The following is an 18,236-nucleotide window of genomic DNA, read 5'->3' as shown; positions in this document are numbered from 1 at the left end:
TTTCACAATTCTGTTGCGAAAACTTTAAAACACAATTTAATCAGCTAATACAGAAGGGGCCGTAGGGTAGCCTGGTTATCCTCCCAGCTTGGGGAGCTTTGCCCGAAGTGCTGGAGACCCGAGTTCAAATCTCGGCGGCCCCACTGATTCAAAGATTACTTTCAGCCCACTCGAAAGGATTTTTTGTTGGTGTTCAGCATTACATGCATGAAATTTTACGCGAGCTGGATATTCAAATGCCCGCGATGGATCTATTTTAGGGTCAAATTTCCTGAAAAAGAGGTTATAAATTCAAAAATAAAGGAAATAGGAAATCTTGGCGAGAAAATCGCCAAAGATTACTTAAAAAAAGACTACTGGATATTTCCAACCAGAAAGAGGTTTATCGAGCTTGATGATTTCAAGATCGTTGGTAAGGCGGATTTCAAGGTGTTGAGCAAGGATGAGAAGAGGTTTGAGGTTGTGGAAGTTAAAAAGGTCAGGGAAATCGTAACACCAAGAGTCGAATGGATTGCCCAGCTGAACCTCTATCTGAAAATGGAAGGTATAGAGAGGGGTTTGCTGCTGCAGGTTGGAGATAATATAATTGAGGAAAGAGTCGTTCATTTCAACGATGGGTTGTATGAGAGAAGTATCGGGTTCTACTCAGAAGTTCATGAATACATCAGCAGAGGTATCGTACCCCCAAAAACAGGAAACTGTATGGGATGTTCTTACGAGAGGCTGTGCATCAGTACCGATAATTCGGATTGAGATCTCTTATGCTGTACAGCGTTCTGATCTCCTCAACTCCCGGCATCTCTGCCGCTTTGCTTTTTATCTCCTCTATGCTGCTCCTCGATACAGCATGGACCATGAAGTACAGCGGGTAATTCCATTTCTCATCAGGAACTCTCTCCACAAGGTGTGTAATCTCAGGGAATTCCCTCACGAGCTTTAACGCAACCTTCTTCGGTTTCTCAGTTCTGATGAGATTCATACCGTTCTCCCTGAAGCCTATCTTTCTTTCCTTGAGAACCGCATAGAATCCCCTTATCACCCTCTCATCGATCATCTCTTCGATTAAGGATATTAACTCTCCTTCACCATATCCAAACCGCTCGTAAACCTTAAACGGTCTGTTCTGCACAGGAAACTCCCTCTCCAGAGCCCTTAAAAGCTCAGGATCGACTCCAAGCTCCTCAACCTTCGGAACATCCATCCTCTCCAGACCTGCTTCGCTGTAGGATATCCCTCTCAGCAAATCATACTTTACATCCATCTTGTAAACCCTCTTGGATGGCAGGAAGACATAGTCAGCTATCCCAGCCGCCTTGACAATCTCCTCCACCTTCGCCCTCAAAGCATCAATGTCTCTTGACTTTATCGTGAACCATATGTTGTACTCCTCGCAATCGCGAAGGTAGTTGTGCTTCGGTTTGAAGGAGTTTATTATGGCTGCAACCTCATCCACCCTGTCTGCTTTAGCTCCAACGAGAACAGCATATCCTATATCTCTGAAGGCCTTATAGTTGAGCTGAGCCCCAATACGCTTGATTATACCCTTCTCGAGAAACTCCTTAGTTTTTCTCAGGACATAGTCTAGATCGAGCCCCGTAAATTCGGATATGCCGATGTAAGGCTCTTCCGAAAGCGGAAAATTATACTGTAAAGCCATCAGCAGTGCCTTCTCTCGATCATCAAACATCGTTCCACCTAAAAGTTCAGGCTGCTCTTAACCCTGAACTTCCTCTTTCCGCTAGAGTATTCTTTAACCAGCTCTTCTGCATAAAGCTTGGCTTCCTCAACCTTCCCTTCTCTAACCAGATTTCTGAATTTCTCATCCGAGCTTACCTCAAAGTAGAGCTTCATCCTTAGATCCACCGGTACCTTCTCGGATTTCATGTACCTCTTCAGGTAATCCATCGCCTTTAGCAGTGAGATGATCTCATCATCTTTTTTCAGCATCTCCAGGATCGAGTCCCTGACCATTCTCGCCACAACGCCGCTCTTTCCCTCCGTGGTTACGGCGAACTTTATTCCCTCGAACTCACCCTCAAATGGAACTACCACTTCCGTCTCTCTGGAGTCGTTTGCAAAGTTCAGAAAGCATTTCTTGTTCCTTGCAATTTTTTTAACCACATCATTCACACCTAAGTCCTCGGTTGCAACAGTAACGATATTCGCCCACTCCAGAAGCTTTTCAAGTATGTTTGAATCGTATGCAGAGGCTTTAATCAGCTCAAGCTTATTTTCCTTTTCCAGCGATTTCAGCTCATCGCTAAAATCTAAACTTAGAACCTTAACATTCGCCCCAGCAGAGATGAACTTTTTCGCTCTTGAAGTACCAACCCCACCACCACCAATTATCAGGACATTCTTGTCTGACATTTCAATGTAAAGGGGAATCCTCATCACGCATAAGACAAATCGAGAATTTAAAAAGGTAATGGTGAAAAAACATGATAATTAGAAGAACAGTCGCCTTCCGATTCTAATTAGGTCGAAAAGAGTTGTTCTGAAGTCTATTAACCTTGATAGCTGTTTCTGGAAGATCCTGGCTGTGGCATATGCATCACTTAATGCGTTGTGTCTTCCCTTTATGCTGATGCTGTATGTTTTCATTATGGCATCCAGATCTAACCTGTAGCTCACAGCCATACCCTTCTTTCTCAGAATCCCTGCTTCAAGCTCTGCCACATCAACATACCTCTCGAATGACATCTTTATACGCAATTTCCTGAAAGCTCTCTTCAGGAAGTCTATGTCGAAGAGGGTTGCATAGCCCACAAGAATCCTGCCCTCCAGCCTGTCCAGAATCTCACCCGTAACATCCTCAAATCTGGGAGCATTATGCAAATCTCCCGGACATATACCGTGGAAGGTTATAGACTTGTAGTTGAACTTATCCGATTTCACGAGAGAATAAAAGCAGTCCTTAGCCTGAATCTTCAAACCCTTCATTGGAATCATCGCTATTGCTATGATCTCATCCTTTTTTGGGTTAAGTCCAGTTGTCTCCAGATCCAGCACAGCATATTCAGCCTCTTCCAGCTCACTGCTCAGAACTTCTCCCTCAGCCATGATTGTAACTCCCTCAGCACCTCAGAAGATTTCCTCCTGACAACATCGTCTATCTTCTCTCTCCTTCTTCCAAACCTGATTAAAAGCTCTATCTTCCTCAGGGCTAGATAGAATTCCATCAGATCGTTTACAAGGTTTTCAGGAAGATACTTGATGCCAAAGAGCAGTAATCTCTCACGTGTCTGCCTAGATGTTGTGTCCATGTTGAGTATCGCAAAAGCCCTTGTGAGATCTATTATGGCCGAAATAAGATCATCTTCCTTTTTAGCCTTCTCAATTAGTTCCATTGCCACTTCTTCCGTGAGGAAAGGAGTTAATCCCTCCTTGAACCGCACATAAGCTCCGCCATCACCGTAGATGTATCTCGAGTCGAGGTGGTCGAAATCGAATTTGTCAAGAGCCCTGAATTCAGCCTTCATTCCCACCTCATTCAGCCCGTTGAGCAGGATTTCAAGCTTCTCATCCATTCTTCTGCCTAGATATCCAACCATTACCTCCGGAAACAGAATTTCCCTCCTACCATAGTCTCCTATTGCAACCAAGGTCAGACCAAAAGCCTGGATGTCCGCCACCTTTCTCACCATAAGATCAGCTATGCTAGAAATCGTGATCGAGAAGGAGGGATAATCGAATCCAGAGCTCGCCATATCCTCAAAAGCCCTTACAACATCCTCAAATGTGCTCTTCAGCTCCGAAAGGGATTCAGCTTTAATTATCCTCTTCGAGAGAGGTATGAGAGACGAATACGACTCCATCCTTGACAGTATGTCTTTGGAAGAGATCACACCAACAACCCTCCCATCCTCCACAACAGCAAGATGGTTTATCGCTTTGGATACGAACTTCAAATACGCATCCATAACAGGAGATTCAGAATCTATCGCCTCAACGGGAGACGACATCACATCTCCAACCTTCGATTCAAGGTTTATGCCCTCATCCAGCACCCTCACCAGATCGGAATGTGTTACTATCCCGACAGGCTTCTCATCTCTCACCACAACAACGCTGCTCACATCGTTAGCCCTCATGAGCTTTACTGCATGCCTCAGGCTGTCCTCTGCTCTGCAAACAACCGGCTTCTTTCTTATTATGTTCACTACAGCTACAGCATAGACTTCATCAACACCTTTCTCATCGTATAGCTTGAGCAGCGAATGGAACTTTCTGGAAAAGAACTTTCTAAAGAAATCTCCAAACCTGCTGTTCCTTTTGAATAGAAAATTAACCTTCTCAAGCTCAATCTCGAAGCAGATCGTCTCTTCAATCGCCCTCGCTGCAAAAGCAGGGTTTGAATAATCTATCCCTATCATCTCATCCTCATTCACAATTTCGATTAAATCATCCCCATCAAAGATTCCAACCTTCCCTTCCCTCACGAAGTACAGCTTTTTAAGCTTCTTGCCCTTCTTGAAGATGATCTTGCCTGGTTTGTAGAGCGTAACCTCCAGTCCTCTGGCCAGTATATCCAGCTCATTTTCTTTCAGATACGAGAATGGTTTCATTCTGGCCAGATATTCCACAGGAGGGAGCAAAGAATCACCTCATACATAGTTCCTTTCAACATAGACCTGAAATCTCCTGACTATTTTCATCGCATTCTCAACCATCTTCCTCTCTATTTCCGGCAGGCTGGACAGCAAGACCTCATTCCTGCCCTCATTCTGAACCTTTATTTTCTGAGCAAGAAGGATGTTGTATGCCATGATCAGCTCATGGGCCAGATCCCTTGGAATTATCCCATTATCTGCCAGAGATCTTATTCTAAGCTCGGTGTTTACTTCGTATATTCCATTAACAACCGCCAGAGCCCTAACGGGATACTCCACCGGAGCTATGCCTCTTGCCTTGATATCGAACTCTTTTGCTGCCTGACCGAACAACGTTATGGCCGGTTTGTACATTAAAGAATTAGCCACAAGAAACCTGTTCTTCCTTAGATTTTCAAACATCAATCTTTTCAGGCTCACAAGAAGCTCCTCATCACCGATCAAAGCCCTTGCATCAGCCAGAATGGATATGAAAACCGCGTTCTCCTCAGGGTTTTTGCAGCATTTCAGAATTACTTTCTGCATATCCTCGAAGCTGTAGCTGTAGTTCCTCGATGTATAGCCGTGAGGGCATGGAGGAAAGCCAACCTCGTCCATGCAGTCTTCAAGATCCTCTATGAACTCCCTGTAAACCATCTCATCGATTAGCTCATCAACTCCCTCCCCATCAAGCCTGTAGATCGAGATCGTATCCCTATCAGTGAGAAGATACTGCTCTCTCCGTCCCCAGCTTCCAGTTACAGCATAAACGATGTTCTCAGGCACGCCGAGCAAATCTGCCAGAACCCTTACTGCCGTATCCGTAACATAACTTATCGTCGTGAAAATGAATTTCGGGCTTGTATCGGGCTTATCAAACAACTCCATCGAGAAGTCCTTTATTCCAGCCTTAAAGCTCTCAAGAATTTCTCTTACCTCCTCCTTGCTCTTCGCCCTCCTCAGCTTTATAGTATAGTATATGTAAAACGGGCTGAAGCTGTAGGCAATATCACCTATGGTTATAACACCCGATGGTAAACCATTATCCAGAACGACCGTGTGCTTTATCCCATGCTCGAGCATTCTTGATAGTGCCTCATGAACATCATCATCTGCATCAACAGCCACCAGTCCTTTTTTCATCCTTATGAAAGAACCCACACTTTCACCAAAATTAAAGTTCTCAGCTATCAGCCTCCTCAGATCTGAGTCCGTAACAATTCCCAGAGGCTTGTTATTTTTTAGAACAACAACAGAGGAAACATTTTCTTTATACATTATCTTCGCACAGTCCCTGAGCTTAGTCTCTGGAGTCACATGAACGAGCTTTTTTCTGATGAAGTCCCTGACTTTCCTCTGAGCCATGATTTAACATTATCTTTAATTTAAAAAAATTGTGGGGGATTATTCTGGAGTCTTCAGCTCCTCCACGAACTGTATTGTCTCCGGCGGGTTTGCCTTCTCGGCATTCGTTGCCAGCGAGACTATCACCGAAACGATCAGGTTCGCGAAGAACGCGATTATTCCCCACGCGAGCGTTCCTATCTTGCCTCCGAAAATGGTTATTGGCTCAAGCCCGAACAGGCCAACTCCAAGCACATACGGCAGGGCTATGCCCATTCCGGCAACCATTCCAGCCACTATGCCGTACCTGTTCAGGCCCTTCCAGAATATTCCCAGTATAATTACCGGTGTGAATGAGGCTGTTGCAAACACGAACGCCCATCCAACCAGCAAGGCGACATACTTCGAGAATGTTGGGTCCTGCAGTGCTCTGGCTCCTGCCAGCCCGGAGATTACTGCAAGAACGACAAGCATCACCCTTCCAACCCATATCTCCCTCCGCTCACTGACATTCGGATTTATAAATCGTTTGTAGATGTCTCTTGTTGCTCCAACGGTCATGACCATCAGCAGACCGTTTGCAGTGCTTAAAGCTGCCGCAAGCCCTCCGATAGCAACTATCGTTGCAAAGAACCACGGCAAGCCAAACATGTCGGGCATTCCAACGACAACTATGTCCTTGTGGAAAGATAGCTCAACCGGCTGAAGTATCCCATCCTTATTGAGATCGGTTATGTGTATCAATCCTGTCGGAAGCCACTTCTGGACCCATCCGAGCTGCTTGACCTGATCGATAGGCATTCCCCATGCTGAGGAGAAAGCATATCTCGCGAGTATGGCATAAACTGGAGCAGTCAGGTACAGCAGGGCTATGAATGTGAGACCCCATCCAACACCATATCTCGCCGTTCTGACATTCCTGACGAGGTAGAACTGAGAGAGAACATGCGGTAAGCCAACCGTTCCGAGCATCAGGCAAATTGCCGAGAAAATCCAGTTTATCTGTCCAGTTCCACCACCAAACGCCTTTGTGAATGGCTCGGTAAACGCATTTAATCCGTGAGCTATTTCATTCGCCTCAAGCTGATTCAGAAGATCACCATATCCGAAGTGAGGCCATGGCTTGAATATACCCGCTATGTAGGCTGCGGTCAGGAATGCTATCCAGTAAGCCGTTATGAGGATCCAGTACTGCGTGACCTGAACCCAGACAACGCTCCTCCATCCACCGGTTCCGGCGAAGAGTATGACTATTGCAGACCCAAGGAAAGCTCCGACAACCGCCGGCATTCCGAGGAACCTGCCGATAATAACACCAGTCGCAACGAGCTGGGCAACGAGGTATGTAAACGAGACTATGAAGAGCATAACGACGGCTATAACCCTCGCTATCGACCAGTTCGATGCCCTGGTTTCGACAAATTCCGGAACGGTATAGGTGTTTGACTTCCTTATGAATGGAGCGATCATGAATGCGGCGATGCAGTATCCAAGTGTCCAGCCGATTATGTATGGCATGCTGTCGTAACCCAAGACAGCTATCGCCCCAGCCATGCTGACGAAGGATGCGCCACTCATCCAGTTGGACGCTATGGATGAGCCTATTGGTAAAGACCCTATGGATCTTCCTGCAACATAGAAGTCCTTTGTAGCTTGAGTTCTCATCAGCAATGCAACGATGACATATATGAACAGAGAGCCGAAAACTGCGATGGCTGAAGCTGTGAATGTGTTGCCTGTAAGGGCAACTCCAGCCACAATTGCGAAGTAAATCATCAGGAAGGCTATAATCGCATTCTTACCTCCAAATTCCATGTCATCACCTTCCTAGGAGTTCCCTGTCGGTACGATCCATCACATACGCATACAGGAAGATCAGTGCGATACCAATGACTATAGCCAGAAAAGCCGCGTTGAACCAGTGCATCGGTATCCCGTTGAAGTAAATCCTCCGCATAAACTCCACCGGGATGTGCAGCAGAATCGCCGGAAATGTCCACGCTAGCATCCATATTATGGTTATCTTCTTCAACCTCTTCCAGTACCTCTCACTCAGATCTGAAACTTCCTCCATCATACCACCAAACTTAATTTTTTATCATTATATTTATTGTCAAAAATTTTTACATCAACCTAACCAAAATACACCTCACCGCTTGCAGCCTTTCTTACAAAGTCAACAGCCTCTGGATTGGCGAGGGTTGTTATGTCTCCGGGATCCTTGCCGAGCATTACTGCTCTGCAGACTCTCCGCATGATCTTGCCGCTTCTTGTTTTGGGGAGGTCCGGGACGAAGTAGATCTCATCGGGCCTTGCTATCTTGCCTATCTCCTTGGCGACATGCTGCTTGAGGTCGTCAATGAGTTGTTCGCTTGGCTCGATGCCTGACTTCAGGACAACGAAAGCCACTATGGCTTCTCCCTTAACCTCATGGGGTTTGCCGACAACCGCAGCCTCGCTGACTGCAGGATGGCTAACAAGGGCTGACTCCACTTCAGAGTTGCCTATCCTGTGGCCGGAAACATTCAGGACATCATCGAGCCTGCCCTGTATCCAGAAGTAACCCTCGCTATCGACTCTTGCAGCATCTCCCGTGAAGTAGATGTTTGGATAGGCGCTCCAGTAGGTGTTGATGTAACGCTCCTCAGCCCTCCATAAACCGCGAAGCATAGCCGGCCATGGCTTCTTTATCACGAGGTACCCACCAGCATTCCTGCCGTGGAGGGAGTTTCCTTCAGGATCGAAGACATCTGCATCTATTCCCGGGAAGGGCTTGGTTGCCGATCCTGGCTTGAGAGGAGTTATTGGTAATGGGGAGATCATCTGCATGCCGGTTTCGGTCTGCCACCATGTGTCCATTATCTGACACTGCTCGTTGCCAATGTACTTGTAGTACCAGACCCAGGCTTCGGGGTTTATTGGCTCTCCAACAGTGCCGAGCAGTCTGAGGGTTGAGAGGTCGTGGTTTTGTGGATACTTCTCGCCCAAACGCATGAACATCCTGATGGCTGTTGGGGCTGTGTAGAACACTGTGACACCATACCGCTCTATTATTTCCCACCATCTTGCCGGGGTTGGGTGAGTGGGGGCGCCTTCGTACATAACGGAGGTTGCTCCCAGAATCAGGGGGGCATAAACGATGTAGCTGTGCCCGGTGATCCAGCCTATGTCTGCTGAGCACCACCAGATATCATCTTCTTTGATATCGAAGATGAAGTGTAGGGTTGATGCGGTTCCAACGGCATAGCCTCCATGTGCGTGGATAACACCTTTGGGCTTTCCTGTCGTGCCAGAGGTGTAGAGGATGAAGAGGGTGTCGTTTGCGTCCATAATCTCTGTTTCGCACTTTCTCGAGCCAAGTACATCCTGCCACCAGTGGTCTCTTCCTTCTTTCATTGGCGGGTTGATGTTGGTTCTGTCGTAGACGATGACATTCTCGATTGTTGTTTGATCGAGGATTTGGTCTGCTCTGCTCTTCAGCTCGATTACCTTGCCACCTCTGTAGAAGCCGTCTGCTGTGATCAGGAGCTTGGCCTCTGCATCCTGTATTCTGTCGAGGAGTGCCTTCTCGCTGAAACCCGAGAAGACTACAGAGTGGATCGCTCCGATTTTAGCGCATGCCAGCATTGCTATTGGCAGCTCGGGGATCATGGGGAGCCAGATCGTCACTCTGTCTCCCTTGCGAATACCCAGATCTTTGAGGGCGTTTGCGAACCTGTTGACCTCTCTGTAGAGGTCGTGGTAGGTTAGCTTTCTTATGTCCCCGGGCTCGCCCTCCCAGATGTATGCCAGCTTGTTTTTTCTGAGCTTCGCCTGCTTGTCAAGGGCATCGTGCACGATGTTGTACTTGGCGTTGATGAACCACTTTGCGTATGGAGGGTTCCACTCCAGGACTTGGGTGTAGGGCTCATACCATTCGATGCTGACCTCTCTGGCCATCTCGCTCCAGAACCACTCAATGTTCTGTGCTTTCCTGAGGAGTTCGTCGTAGGTGGGGATGTCGTGTTCGTCCATGAACCTCTTTACATTAGAGTTTTCTACAAGTTCTTCAGGAGGGTAGAAGGTTCTACCCTCCTGAAGCAGGCTGGCTATTGTTTCCTGGGTTTCTTTCATGATTTATCACCATTAATCGCAACAAACCTGTTGTATTTAAGTTTTGTTATTATTCATTATTAATAATGTTTAAAAGGTTAAACCTTATAATCCGGAAATACAACTTTAAGAGCGAAATAATATTATGAAGAAGTGGCACAAACCTTCAAAACCAACTTATTACTCGACAATAATTAGGTAACAATATTTTTTTATTCAATTTTAATCATTAAAAAACAAAAACTTAATATAACACTTTCGGTGTTACGAATTTGTGGTCGAAAGACTGAGCATATCAATAGACGACTCAACAAAGAAAAAACTTGAGACTCTGAAGAGGAAGCGGGAAAAGAATACCAGTGAACTGATAAGAGACCTGATAGACTTTGGATATGAGCTTGCCAAGTCAGAGGTGGATATGGAGACGATAAAGGTATGGATAGACTATCTTGCTAAGAGGCAGCATATGATTCTGGATATTGAGCACTGGAGGGTTATTTTTTCTGAGATTGAGAAGATTGAGGATCATAATTTCTGGGGGCATATGGAGGAGATCGGGTTAAGTCATTCTTTCCAGTACAAGATGAAAGGGTTAGACAGCATAGAGAAGATACTGAGGTATGTGGAGAAGGCTAACTGGTATGAGATAAAGGAAGAAGGAGATGGAGTATATACGCTGATTCTTAACGATCCTAAAATTAAAAGGTTTGTGAAGGTGTTTCTGGAGAAGGTTTTCGAGGGGCAGGGGATTAAGGCGAGGATTAATGAGGGGTTTGGGAAGTTGATAATCTGCTCCGGCTAAACTCCTTTTCGCTCAAAGCTCGCCATCGTGAACAGCTCAAGACATGATTTAACCGCTTTAATCATTGTCACATCTTCCTCGCTTGCGTTATTCGCGAGAAATATGAACTTCAGTATGAGCCTACTCATAAGCTGTTCCATGTCCCTCAGTGCAACAGGAGACAATTTCTCCCTGAATTGCTCGAGATTGCTGCTGTACAGCGCTACAAGCTCATCTATAACCTCAACTATGTCTTCATCTGTAAATTCTTCAGCTCTCATCACTCCTCCTCCGAGTCTTCAAATTCTTCCAGTTCAGCAGGTGCAGCCCTTTTCAATAGTTCCATGCTGGTTATCCATATCGCCGTTCTCATTAAAGTTTACTTGATATCATATCAAATAAATATGTTTTGGTTCAGCATGCAGTGCAGACACTTGTTAGGCTGAAGTGATGCAGTCGCACATCCCTTGCAGAATTTTGAGACGAGATCAACTTCCGGATTCAGTGCCACTGCATTCACAAGCGAGATTATACTAACAGGCTCTGGAGCTAACAGGCACGGCATATCTGCAAACTTCATCAACGCGGCGAACTTGGTTGTTATTGCACAGAACGGGAATGCATAAAGTTCTGGAGAGTTCAGGACCTTTGAGCTGTTGAGAGCATCCCACTCGATAAAGCTCATCCTCTTATCCCTGCTCAGCCTCTCTCCTCTGTGTATGAAGTCCAAGAAGTCGTTTATGTGAAGTTCATTCACCACATTTCTTTCGAACTGTTTTCGCTGAATGTAGTTGTAGAATCTCTCGGTAAATAACCTCACGATCATGTCTGCTGTAAAGCCCTCGTCCTCAAGCAGTTTGTAGAGGTACAAAGCCGAGATTGCCGTTGCTGTCGATGTAACATCGAACACGGACTTTATCACTCCATTCTCGTAAGCTTTAATCAGATTCGATTGCAGGAGGTTCAGATGTACTCTCAGCAACTCCATGTTGATCTCATCACGGCATATGTAGTAGTACTGCCATCCGATGTGGTGTCCGATATCTCCAACATGTGTGGGCAGCATAACAATATTTGCCAGATGGACACTGTCAATGGCCTGTTCAACAACTGGCCTGAAGTTCTGCATGTACTTCGTGAAATAATCCGATGGTCTGAAGGATCTGAAGCCAAACTGCTCCATAATCTCAGCCTGAGTTTTCACAGGTTCCAGAAGCATGCTTTTCATCAGGTCTTTTTCCCTTTCCAGCGCGAGTTTGAAGTCCTTCTTTTCCTTAAAGCTCCTTAAAAATTCGTTTCCGAAAATGTACGATGTCAGGCCCCATGAGTTAGCAGACAGGATTGCCTTCTTGTGATTCTTGTCTATGCTGGTCCTCTCAGCTATTTTCGCCATGATGCAGTATGTAGAGCCTGGAATCGCTGCAAAGTCTTTTGCCGATGTTACCCCATAGAACCCGTTGACAATCCTCATGGCCTCGAGCGAGAGTATATCATCGCATTCATCCACCATCTTCGCGAACTCGATTACGGATTCTCTGAAAGAGGGATCAAGCTCGTACAGTATCTGGAGTGTTGATGGCGTCTGCATCCACTCGAGAAATGCCGATTCAAACGGGGTTATCGAGTCCGTAAGGCTAACAAGAGCTTCGTAGTGAACCAGAACAGACTTTCTGTAGAGCTGAAACGCTTCATCGCTCTGTCCCTCACTAACCTTCATTCTTTCAACGGATTTAACAAAATCCCTCGCATGCTCAAGCTTAAAATCTGAGAATCTGTATCTGTCTATGGCGTTTACAATCTCCTTCTGGGCAGATATAGCTTCATCTATAACTTTTTCAATCATGTTCTCACCATCAGCTTGTGCAGTTCGCTGCTCAAACCCTCTTTAACCTCCTCAACTATATAAGCACTTCCAAATGCTATTTCAGCCCTTTCTATCGGCCCGTAGAACAGAAAATCGCTGAAAAGGTGAGATACCGCATTAACGCTTGAAACTATCGTGGTCGTATCTATCTCCTCCTTGAGAAAGTCCGAGAGATAGTACGAGACATTCGCCGGGCCACATCCGGCAGGATAGTTGTATGTTGTCTTTATCAGCAGCAGGGTTTCGATTACCTCTCCCAGGCTCTTTATATCCGTCGGCACTACATCAACCAGCAGATTCTTGATTCCAATATCTTCAGCCCTCTTCAGCAGCCCCTTCTCCGTCAGAAGGATCAGCCTTCTGAAGGGGGTTGTGTATGCTGGATCGTAGCAGAAGATGATGGCACTCTCAACACTAGCCTCCTTCAGGGCTTTAATCTCATCTGCAGTGTTCATCGTGTTTATGGAGTTGTATATGATTCTGTCAACCAGTCCAACCTCGCTCGCGTACTTCAGTCCTGCGATTCTCGCCTCAAGATATCCATCCAGAATAAACGGCTTATCTGTCCTGTCAGCAACGAAATCCATATATTTGACAATGGCCTCCTTGCCCTCTGATACGACATCCAGCAATCCAGTAATGTTGAACTTATCCTCCATCTCCTCCTGAAGGTTTATAAGCTGTTCAGCCTTGTTTTCATCAAAAATACCCTTTACCGGATCCTCAACTATCCTATGCCTTGAATAGAAGATACTCCCAATCAGCACTATCCTATCGAACCCAATAACACCCATGCTCACCGCTAAATTTTAAAACATATAATAATTTCGAAAAAATTGATCTTAAATCAATTAGATTTTACATGGTGTAAAATTCAGAAGATTAAATTTAAAAATGAAGTTAGCTTTCAAACGATTATGTTCTGTTCATAACCACATTTGGGACACTTACTGTCATCAAGATCGATTTTCTCGATATAGAACCCTTGTCGCTGTATTACAGGATAACCACATCTCGGACAGTATGTGCTTTCGTATTTGTGTCCCCAGACATTTCCCAGATACACATACTCCAGGCCCGCATCCTTAGCAATCCTGTAAGCCCTCTCAAGAGTCTGGATTGATGTTGCAGGCTTATCAAGAATCTGAAAGTCCGGATGGAACCTCGAAAAGTGTACAGGAATTCCCGCATCAAGCTCGTAAACCCATTCAGAGAATCTTTTCAGCTCATCCTCGTTATCGTTCTCTCCGGGAATTATCAGATATGTCAGCTCAACGAATATCTTCTTCTCGACCAGGTAGGCGACACACTCAAGAACCCTCTCAAATCTCGCCTTGCAGAGTTTTTTGTAGAAGTTTTCGTTGAAGGCCTTGACATCAACATTTACCGCATCGAGTATTCCCTCAAACTGATCTATGCTCTCCCTGCTCATGTATCCGTTGCTGACATACACAACAAACAGCCCCTCTCGCTTGACAAGTTCACTCGAGTCCAGAGCGAACTCATGCCATATCGCTGGCTCGTTGTATGTCCATGCGATGCCATCCGCCTTTCTTGTCAGAGCCATTTCCAGAACATCTTCCGGGCTGAGTTCTCTCAGGTACGGGTAGGTTAGATCGGAGAAGGCGATTTCATAGTTCTGGCAGTGTGGACATCTGAAGTTGCAGCTAACTGAACCAAATGATAAAACTTTGCTCGCCGGCTTGAAGTTGTGAAGGGGTTTTTTCTCGATAGGGTCAAGGGCTATCGCAGATGTTTGGCCGTAATTGTAAACCCTCAGGATGCCATCTTCGTTCTTTCTAACCCTGCACCTGCCCCACTCACCATCCTTAATCCTGCACCTGTGCATACATGTGAGACAAGTTACCCACTTCTCTTCCTTTTTGTAAAGCTTAGACTCTACAATCATGTTTCACACCAGCATACTACATGAATTCGGAAAGCTCTTTCGCGTACTCTTCTGGAATCAAGTAGCTTATGCTCTCATCGTGGAACATCTTCGGGAAGTAAACATCACACCAGTAGTACTTATCGAAAGGTGTTCTGGCGACGATGTTTATGTTCGTTCTGAAATGTTCTCCGAGTCTGTCAGCAAGAAACATCGATATATTGAAGGAGTTCAGCCCCTTCGACTTGTAGAATTTCAGTATCCTGATGATCCCATCGCAGATTCCAGAAATCTGCTCCCCAGACATTTCAAAGAATTCCCTTTCCTCAGGAATTCCTATGAAGTGGTAGAACCCTTTCGGTGAGAATGCGGAGATCCATCCAGTTTTCTTGGTCTCTCCGGCAAACCTCTCTCCAAGCTCTTTCTCTTTCTGCAGTAAAGCAAGCCAGTAATCAGTATTATTCTCCTCATAAAACTCCAAAGCACTCCAGTCCATCCTTGCGAAGTAGTCTGTAGAGGTTTCAGATACGAGCGTCTGGATATGTGGGTGCATTATGCTGCTCCCAGCGGGTTTCAGGTAGTTCATACCGATGCTGATGTAGTACTTCCCATCCCCAAGCTTTGAGAGTACCTCTTTAATCAGATAAAAAGCATCCTCAAAATGCTCCTTTTTGAATTCTGATATGTCGAGATAATGGGCTTCAGTCAGCCTGATAACGAACGAGTATCTGGAATACGGCACTATATTCGAGAAGAGAACAGCCTCATTCCTTTTCAGCAATTCACCATTGAGGAGTTCAGGGTCTCTTGCGACCATGGATTCAATTCTCTCAGGACAGAAGGGACACCAGCTTTTCGTGCTCTCTACCTCTTCCTCAAAACCATGCGTAACGACAAATGGTGGAGTTTTCTTTATCACCCTCGATGTCTGTAGCGTCAATGGATCGTACCTTATCTCCACAACCGTTTCCTCCACCTTATCATTCAGCAGTACTTTGGCAACCTCCACTTCTTTTCGAAACTCCATATTTCTTATCAATTTAGCTAAAATTTAAAGCTTTGGTTTTTCAGAATTTTACTCGTTTAGCTATCGCACTGCCTTGGTAATAAATAAAAAAATTGTTTGTTCCACATACCTAACATCAATTCCCAATCTAATTGATATAATTGATATGCATCTGGCCCGTAGATCAAGGGAGGTCATGGCTGGAGTCTTTACTCCTACTCACCAGGAGCCTAACGACATGGTGTAACCCCATTCTGCAGAGGGCTTAATCGCAAGCCTAGCTTTCTCCCCACGACCGGGGCTCATGTATTAATGACTATGAACATAGATAAACCTTTACCTCCAAGCCTTCATACGAAGAAGTTTTCAATGTCTTCAAGTTTCTTCCCGCTCTCCACATAATGCTCCACTATCTTGCAGATTGCCTCATGAAGGTGTTTGTGGGCGGTGCTCTTTGCGATTCCCATTGCATCTGCAATATCCTTGATTGTAGCCTTCCTTTTTGGAGAAAAATAGCCCATTTCACACGCTGTCTTTACAACCCTCATCTGGCTTCTTGTCAAAAGAGGTTTGCTGTCCATAATCTTTTTGACCTCTTCAACCCTCCAGTTCCCTATCTTCTTTAAGCGATCATAAGCCTGCTTCAGCATTGTAAGGTTGGGTGCAAAGACTGTGTATATCTTACCTCCATTTTCCACCTTTATCGGTGGTTTTATGAAGCAATAAGCTTCTTCAAAGGCTTTTATTCCACTCACATCCCTGATGACTGCGAGAAAATCTAGTGTGGTGGATGTTTTTTCAAGTATCTGGAGAAAACGGGTACTTTTATGGTTCTCGATAATATCGAAATATTTTTTAGGGTCTCCATCGAGTCTGGTTATCCTTGCAAGAAAAAGAGCATCCTCGTCGTTGAGAATGATGTATTCAAGCAAATCAATGCTCATTCTGCCGTCCTGCGTCGCGACGGCCAGCGAGCATGTGTGCTGACTCACCCTAACTTTTGCAACGTACATATGGATATGTCCACTTTAAACTATTAATAGTTGATCTTGGACATGTCTACTTTTTTAGCTGAAACATGTCTGCCAAAGTGTATTTCTTGAAAGCATCGAATTAAAATACGGTGATTGGATATGAAAGAGGTTTTTGAGAAAATGGTTGAAGAAGCCATGGCGGCCCAGTGGGCCGATGTTAAAACCGTTAAGGAGAAGAGAGGAGGAGAGTTTGTAATAGATGACGTGAAAGCCTACGTAGAGGCTGCAAACAAAATGAAAGCAGTTGGGAACCAGAGCAAGGCTGTTTTCAGACTGCATGTAGATTCAGTAAATGCCCACTTTGAAATTTTGAAGAGCCTGACCAAGACCGTCAGACCTGAGGACGATCCGTTTGTTGAGCATTACCAGACTCCAGCAATTCTGGAGATTCTGTATGACGAGGACGAGAGCTTCAGGAAGAGTATGGAAGCATTTATTGAGGCTATTGGAAAGAGTGAAGCCCTAATAGGGCTAGAATGCGTCAGGAGATACGGCGGATTTTACGGACCAACATGTGTTGTTGATTTCGCTTTGGTACCGGGAAGCACAAGCAATGTGGTGAACAGAATTCTGAAAACCCTTGACATCCCCGAACACCACAAACAAGCAATTCTTGCAGCAAAGTCATGGGGTATGAACACTTCCTACGGAATTGGAGAGGTCTTTGCAAATGAAATTGAGAAGGGCGCAACGCTGAACGAGGCTGTGAAGAAGGAAGTTGAGATGCTGCAGTTCATCTATGACCAGCCCACAGAAGGACAAGCAAAGCTGATGGACGAGCTGGGCCACACGTCTTTCGATGTGAGAGAATACATGAGCAGGTACAGAAAGAGGATGGAAGGGGCAGTCAAGGAGGCAATTGACGATGGCGTACATTATGGCAACATCGTAACTGTTCCCGCATACTGTGTTGGAGACATAGCCCACCACATAGCCCAGTCAACCTTCAACATGTGCAAAGATGATGTAATAATGGCAGTAATTGAAGCTGTCACAGAGGTTATGGACTCAACGCTGAGAAATGCCATTGATGGTTTCAAGAACGAGTATCAACCGCTGTCGCTGGCGACAGGAGCATCAGCAGTGGCAACAGAATACATCCTGGAACTTGACGGCTTTACAGCACCAATGATTGTGGATCTGCTGACAAAGAGATTCCACAACTATGTCCAGCTCTATCCGACGAGAGGCGGTGCAGCAGAACTCCACAACCACGATTTCATGGACATGATTTACAGAGGGTGGAAGTACTTGGATAAGGCCAGAAGAAACAAGAACGGCTCTGCTGATAAGCTTGTGCCCAAAGTGGGTGGCTTTGATGTGGACCTCTCACCGATACACGAGAATGAAGTACTCATGAACCCGCAGCGCTATGCTTATCCGGGCTGTGCAATATCTGTCAGATTCTCAGCCCTGATGAGGCTGGCAGACTATCCGTGCCTGCTTACCAGCGAGCCTGTTACAGCAACAATGGTCACAAACGTGATTGCTCTGCACAAGGAGACTCCAGGTGCTCCGGCCAGAGTCTGCAAGGACTGCGCCACAGCGGCCCTCATCGATGTGAGACACGACTACTGCCAGTGGAAAGAGGCAGTTTAACTCCCAATTTTTCTTTTTTAAACGGGGTGAACGATT

Annotated in this window: 17 protein-coding genes and 1 tRNA gene; 4 read left to right on the top strand and 14 right to left on the bottom strand. The window is 45.6% G+C overall.

From position 1 onward, the window contains the following. Positions 1-55 precede the first annotated feature (55 nt). A tRNA-Pro gene (locus ASULF_RS03030) sits at positions 56-143 on the top strand. A 64-nt stretch (positions 144-207) separates the two neighbouring features. After that, on the top strand, positions 208-753 hold the full coding sequence (locus ASULF_RS03025) for a CRISPR-associated protein Cas4 (RefSeq protein WP_015590231.1): 546 nt from the start codon (positions 208-210) through the stop codon (positions 751-753). Here the strand turns inward: ASULF_RS03025 and ASULF_RS03020 are convergent. From ASULF_RS03020 to acs, 8 genes are read right to left on the bottom strand one after another with little or no spacing between them, the layout of a single operon-like run. Next, a complete protein-coding gene (locus ASULF_RS03020) occupies positions 731-1,687 on the bottom strand; it encodes an Lrp/AsnC family transcriptional regulator (protein WP_015590230.1) in 957 nt (318 codons plus the stop codon). The genes ASULF_RS03025 and ASULF_RS03020 overlap by 23 nt on opposite strands. An 8-nt stretch (positions 1,688-1,695) precedes the next feature. After that, on the bottom strand, positions 1,696-2,394 hold the full coding sequence (locus tag ASULF_RS03015) for a precorrin-2 dehydrogenase/sirohydrochlorin ferrochelatase family protein (RefSeq protein ID WP_015590229.1): 699 nt from the start codon (positions 2,392-2,394) through the stop codon (positions 1,696-1,698). A 54-nt stretch (positions 2,395-2,448) separates the two neighbouring features. Further along, positions 2,449-3,063, bottom strand: coding sequence for a 3'-5' exonuclease (locus tag ASULF_RS03010; protein WP_015590228.1), 615 nt, complete (start codon positions 3,061-3,063; stop codon positions 2,449-2,451). Continuing rightward, positions 3,042-4,598 (bottom strand): CBS domain-containing protein, encoded by a 1,557-nt coding sequence (locus ASULF_RS03005; protein WP_015590227.1) that lies wholly within the window; start codon positions 4,596-4,598, stop codon positions 3,042-3,044. Before ASULF_RS03005 ends, ASULF_RS03010 begins: the two co-directional genes overlap by 22 nt. Before the next feature lie 9 nt (positions 4,599-4,607). Beyond that, positions 4,608-5,957 (bottom strand): CBS domain-containing protein, encoded by a 1,350-nt coding sequence (locus ASULF_RS03000; RefSeq protein ID WP_015590226.1) that lies wholly within the window; start codon positions 5,955-5,957, stop codon positions 4,608-4,610. A gap of 39 nt (positions 5,958-5,996) precedes the next feature. Then, positions 5,997-7,751 (bottom strand): VC_2705 family sodium/solute symporter, encoded by a 1,755-nt coding sequence (locus ASULF_RS02995; RefSeq protein ID WP_015590225.1) that lies wholly within the window; start codon positions 7,749-7,751, stop codon positions 5,997-5,999. Positions 7,752-7,755: 4 nt separating this feature from the next. Continuing rightward, positions 7,756-8,013, bottom strand: coding sequence for a DUF4212 domain-containing protein (locus ASULF_RS02990; protein ID WP_048098096.1), 258 nt, complete (start codon positions 8,011-8,013; stop codon positions 7,756-7,758). 56 nt (positions 8,014-8,069) lie between these two features. Further along, positions 8,070-10,049, bottom strand: a complete 1,980-nt coding sequence (acs, locus tag ASULF_RS02985) for an acetate--CoA ligase (protein ID WP_015590223.1) — start codon at positions 10,047-10,049, stop codon at positions 8,070-8,072. Positions 10,050-10,302: 253 nt separating this feature from the next. On the opposite strand from acs, the gene ASULF_RS02980 reads away from it, so the two are divergent. Further along, positions 10,303-10,830, top strand: coding sequence for a ribbon-helix-helix protein, CopG family (locus ASULF_RS02980; protein WP_015590222.1), 528 nt, complete (start codon positions 10,303-10,305; stop codon positions 10,828-10,830). Here ASULF_RS02980 and ASULF_RS02975 read toward each other — a convergent pair. The 6 genes from ASULF_RS02975 to ASULF_RS02950 form a co-directional block, all read right to left on the bottom strand. Then, a complete protein-coding gene (locus ASULF_RS02975) occupies positions 10,827-11,090 on the bottom strand; it encodes a hypothetical protein (protein WP_015590221.1) in 264 nt (87 codons plus the stop codon). The two genes, ASULF_RS02980 and ASULF_RS02975, sit on opposite strands and share 4 nt — an antisense overlap. 113 nt (positions 11,091-11,203) lie before the next feature. After that, a complete protein-coding gene (locus tag ASULF_RS02970) occupies positions 11,204-12,652 on the bottom strand; it encodes a DUF2193 domain-containing protein (protein WP_015590220.1) in 1,449 nt (482 codons plus the stop codon). Then, a complete protein-coding gene (locus tag ASULF_RS02965; protein ID WP_015590219.1) occupies positions 12,649-13,467 on the bottom strand; it encodes a tetrahydromethanopterin S-methyltransferase subunit H family protein in 819 nt (272 codons plus the stop codon). The genes ASULF_RS02970 and ASULF_RS02965 overlap by 4 nt, the downstream gene beginning before the upstream one ends. Positions 13,468-13,580: 113 nt before the next feature. After that, positions 13,581-14,582, bottom strand: coding sequence for an AmmeMemoRadiSam system radical SAM enzyme (gene amrS / locus ASULF_RS02960; RefSeq protein WP_015590218.1), 1,002 nt, complete (start codon positions 14,580-14,582; stop codon positions 13,581-13,583). Between the two features lie 16 nt (positions 14,583-14,598). After that, positions 14,599-15,588, bottom strand: coding sequence for an HIT family protein (locus ASULF_RS02955; protein ID WP_015590217.1), 990 nt, complete (start codon positions 15,586-15,588; stop codon positions 14,599-14,601). A gap of 329 nt (positions 15,589-15,917) precedes the next feature. Beyond that, positions 15,918-16,580 carry a helix-turn-helix domain-containing protein gene (locus ASULF_RS02950; protein WP_015590216.1) on the bottom strand — a complete coding sequence of 221 codons (663 nt, stop codon included), beginning with the start codon at positions 16,578-16,580 and terminating at the stop codon, positions 15,918-15,920. 120 nt (positions 16,581-16,700) lie between these two features. Here ASULF_RS02950 and ASULF_RS02945 point away from each other — a divergent pair, with 120 nt between their 5' ends. Next, positions 16,701-18,200 (top strand): DUF2193 domain-containing protein, encoded by a 1,500-nt coding sequence (locus tag ASULF_RS02945; RefSeq protein WP_015590215.1) that lies wholly within the window; start codon positions 16,701-16,703, stop codon positions 18,198-18,200. The last annotated feature ends 36 nt before the right edge of the window (positions 18,201-18,236 follow it).

It is taken from the genome of Archaeoglobus sulfaticallidus PM70-1 (assembly GCF_000385565.1).
In the GTDB taxonomy this organism is placed as follows: Archaea; Halobacteriota; Archaeoglobi; order Archaeoglobales; family Archaeoglobaceae; genus Archaeoglobus_A; species Archaeoglobus_A sulfaticallidus.
The sequence above is the reverse complement of the archived record's forward strand: the minus strand, read 5'-3'. Positions and strand labels throughout refer to the sequence as shown.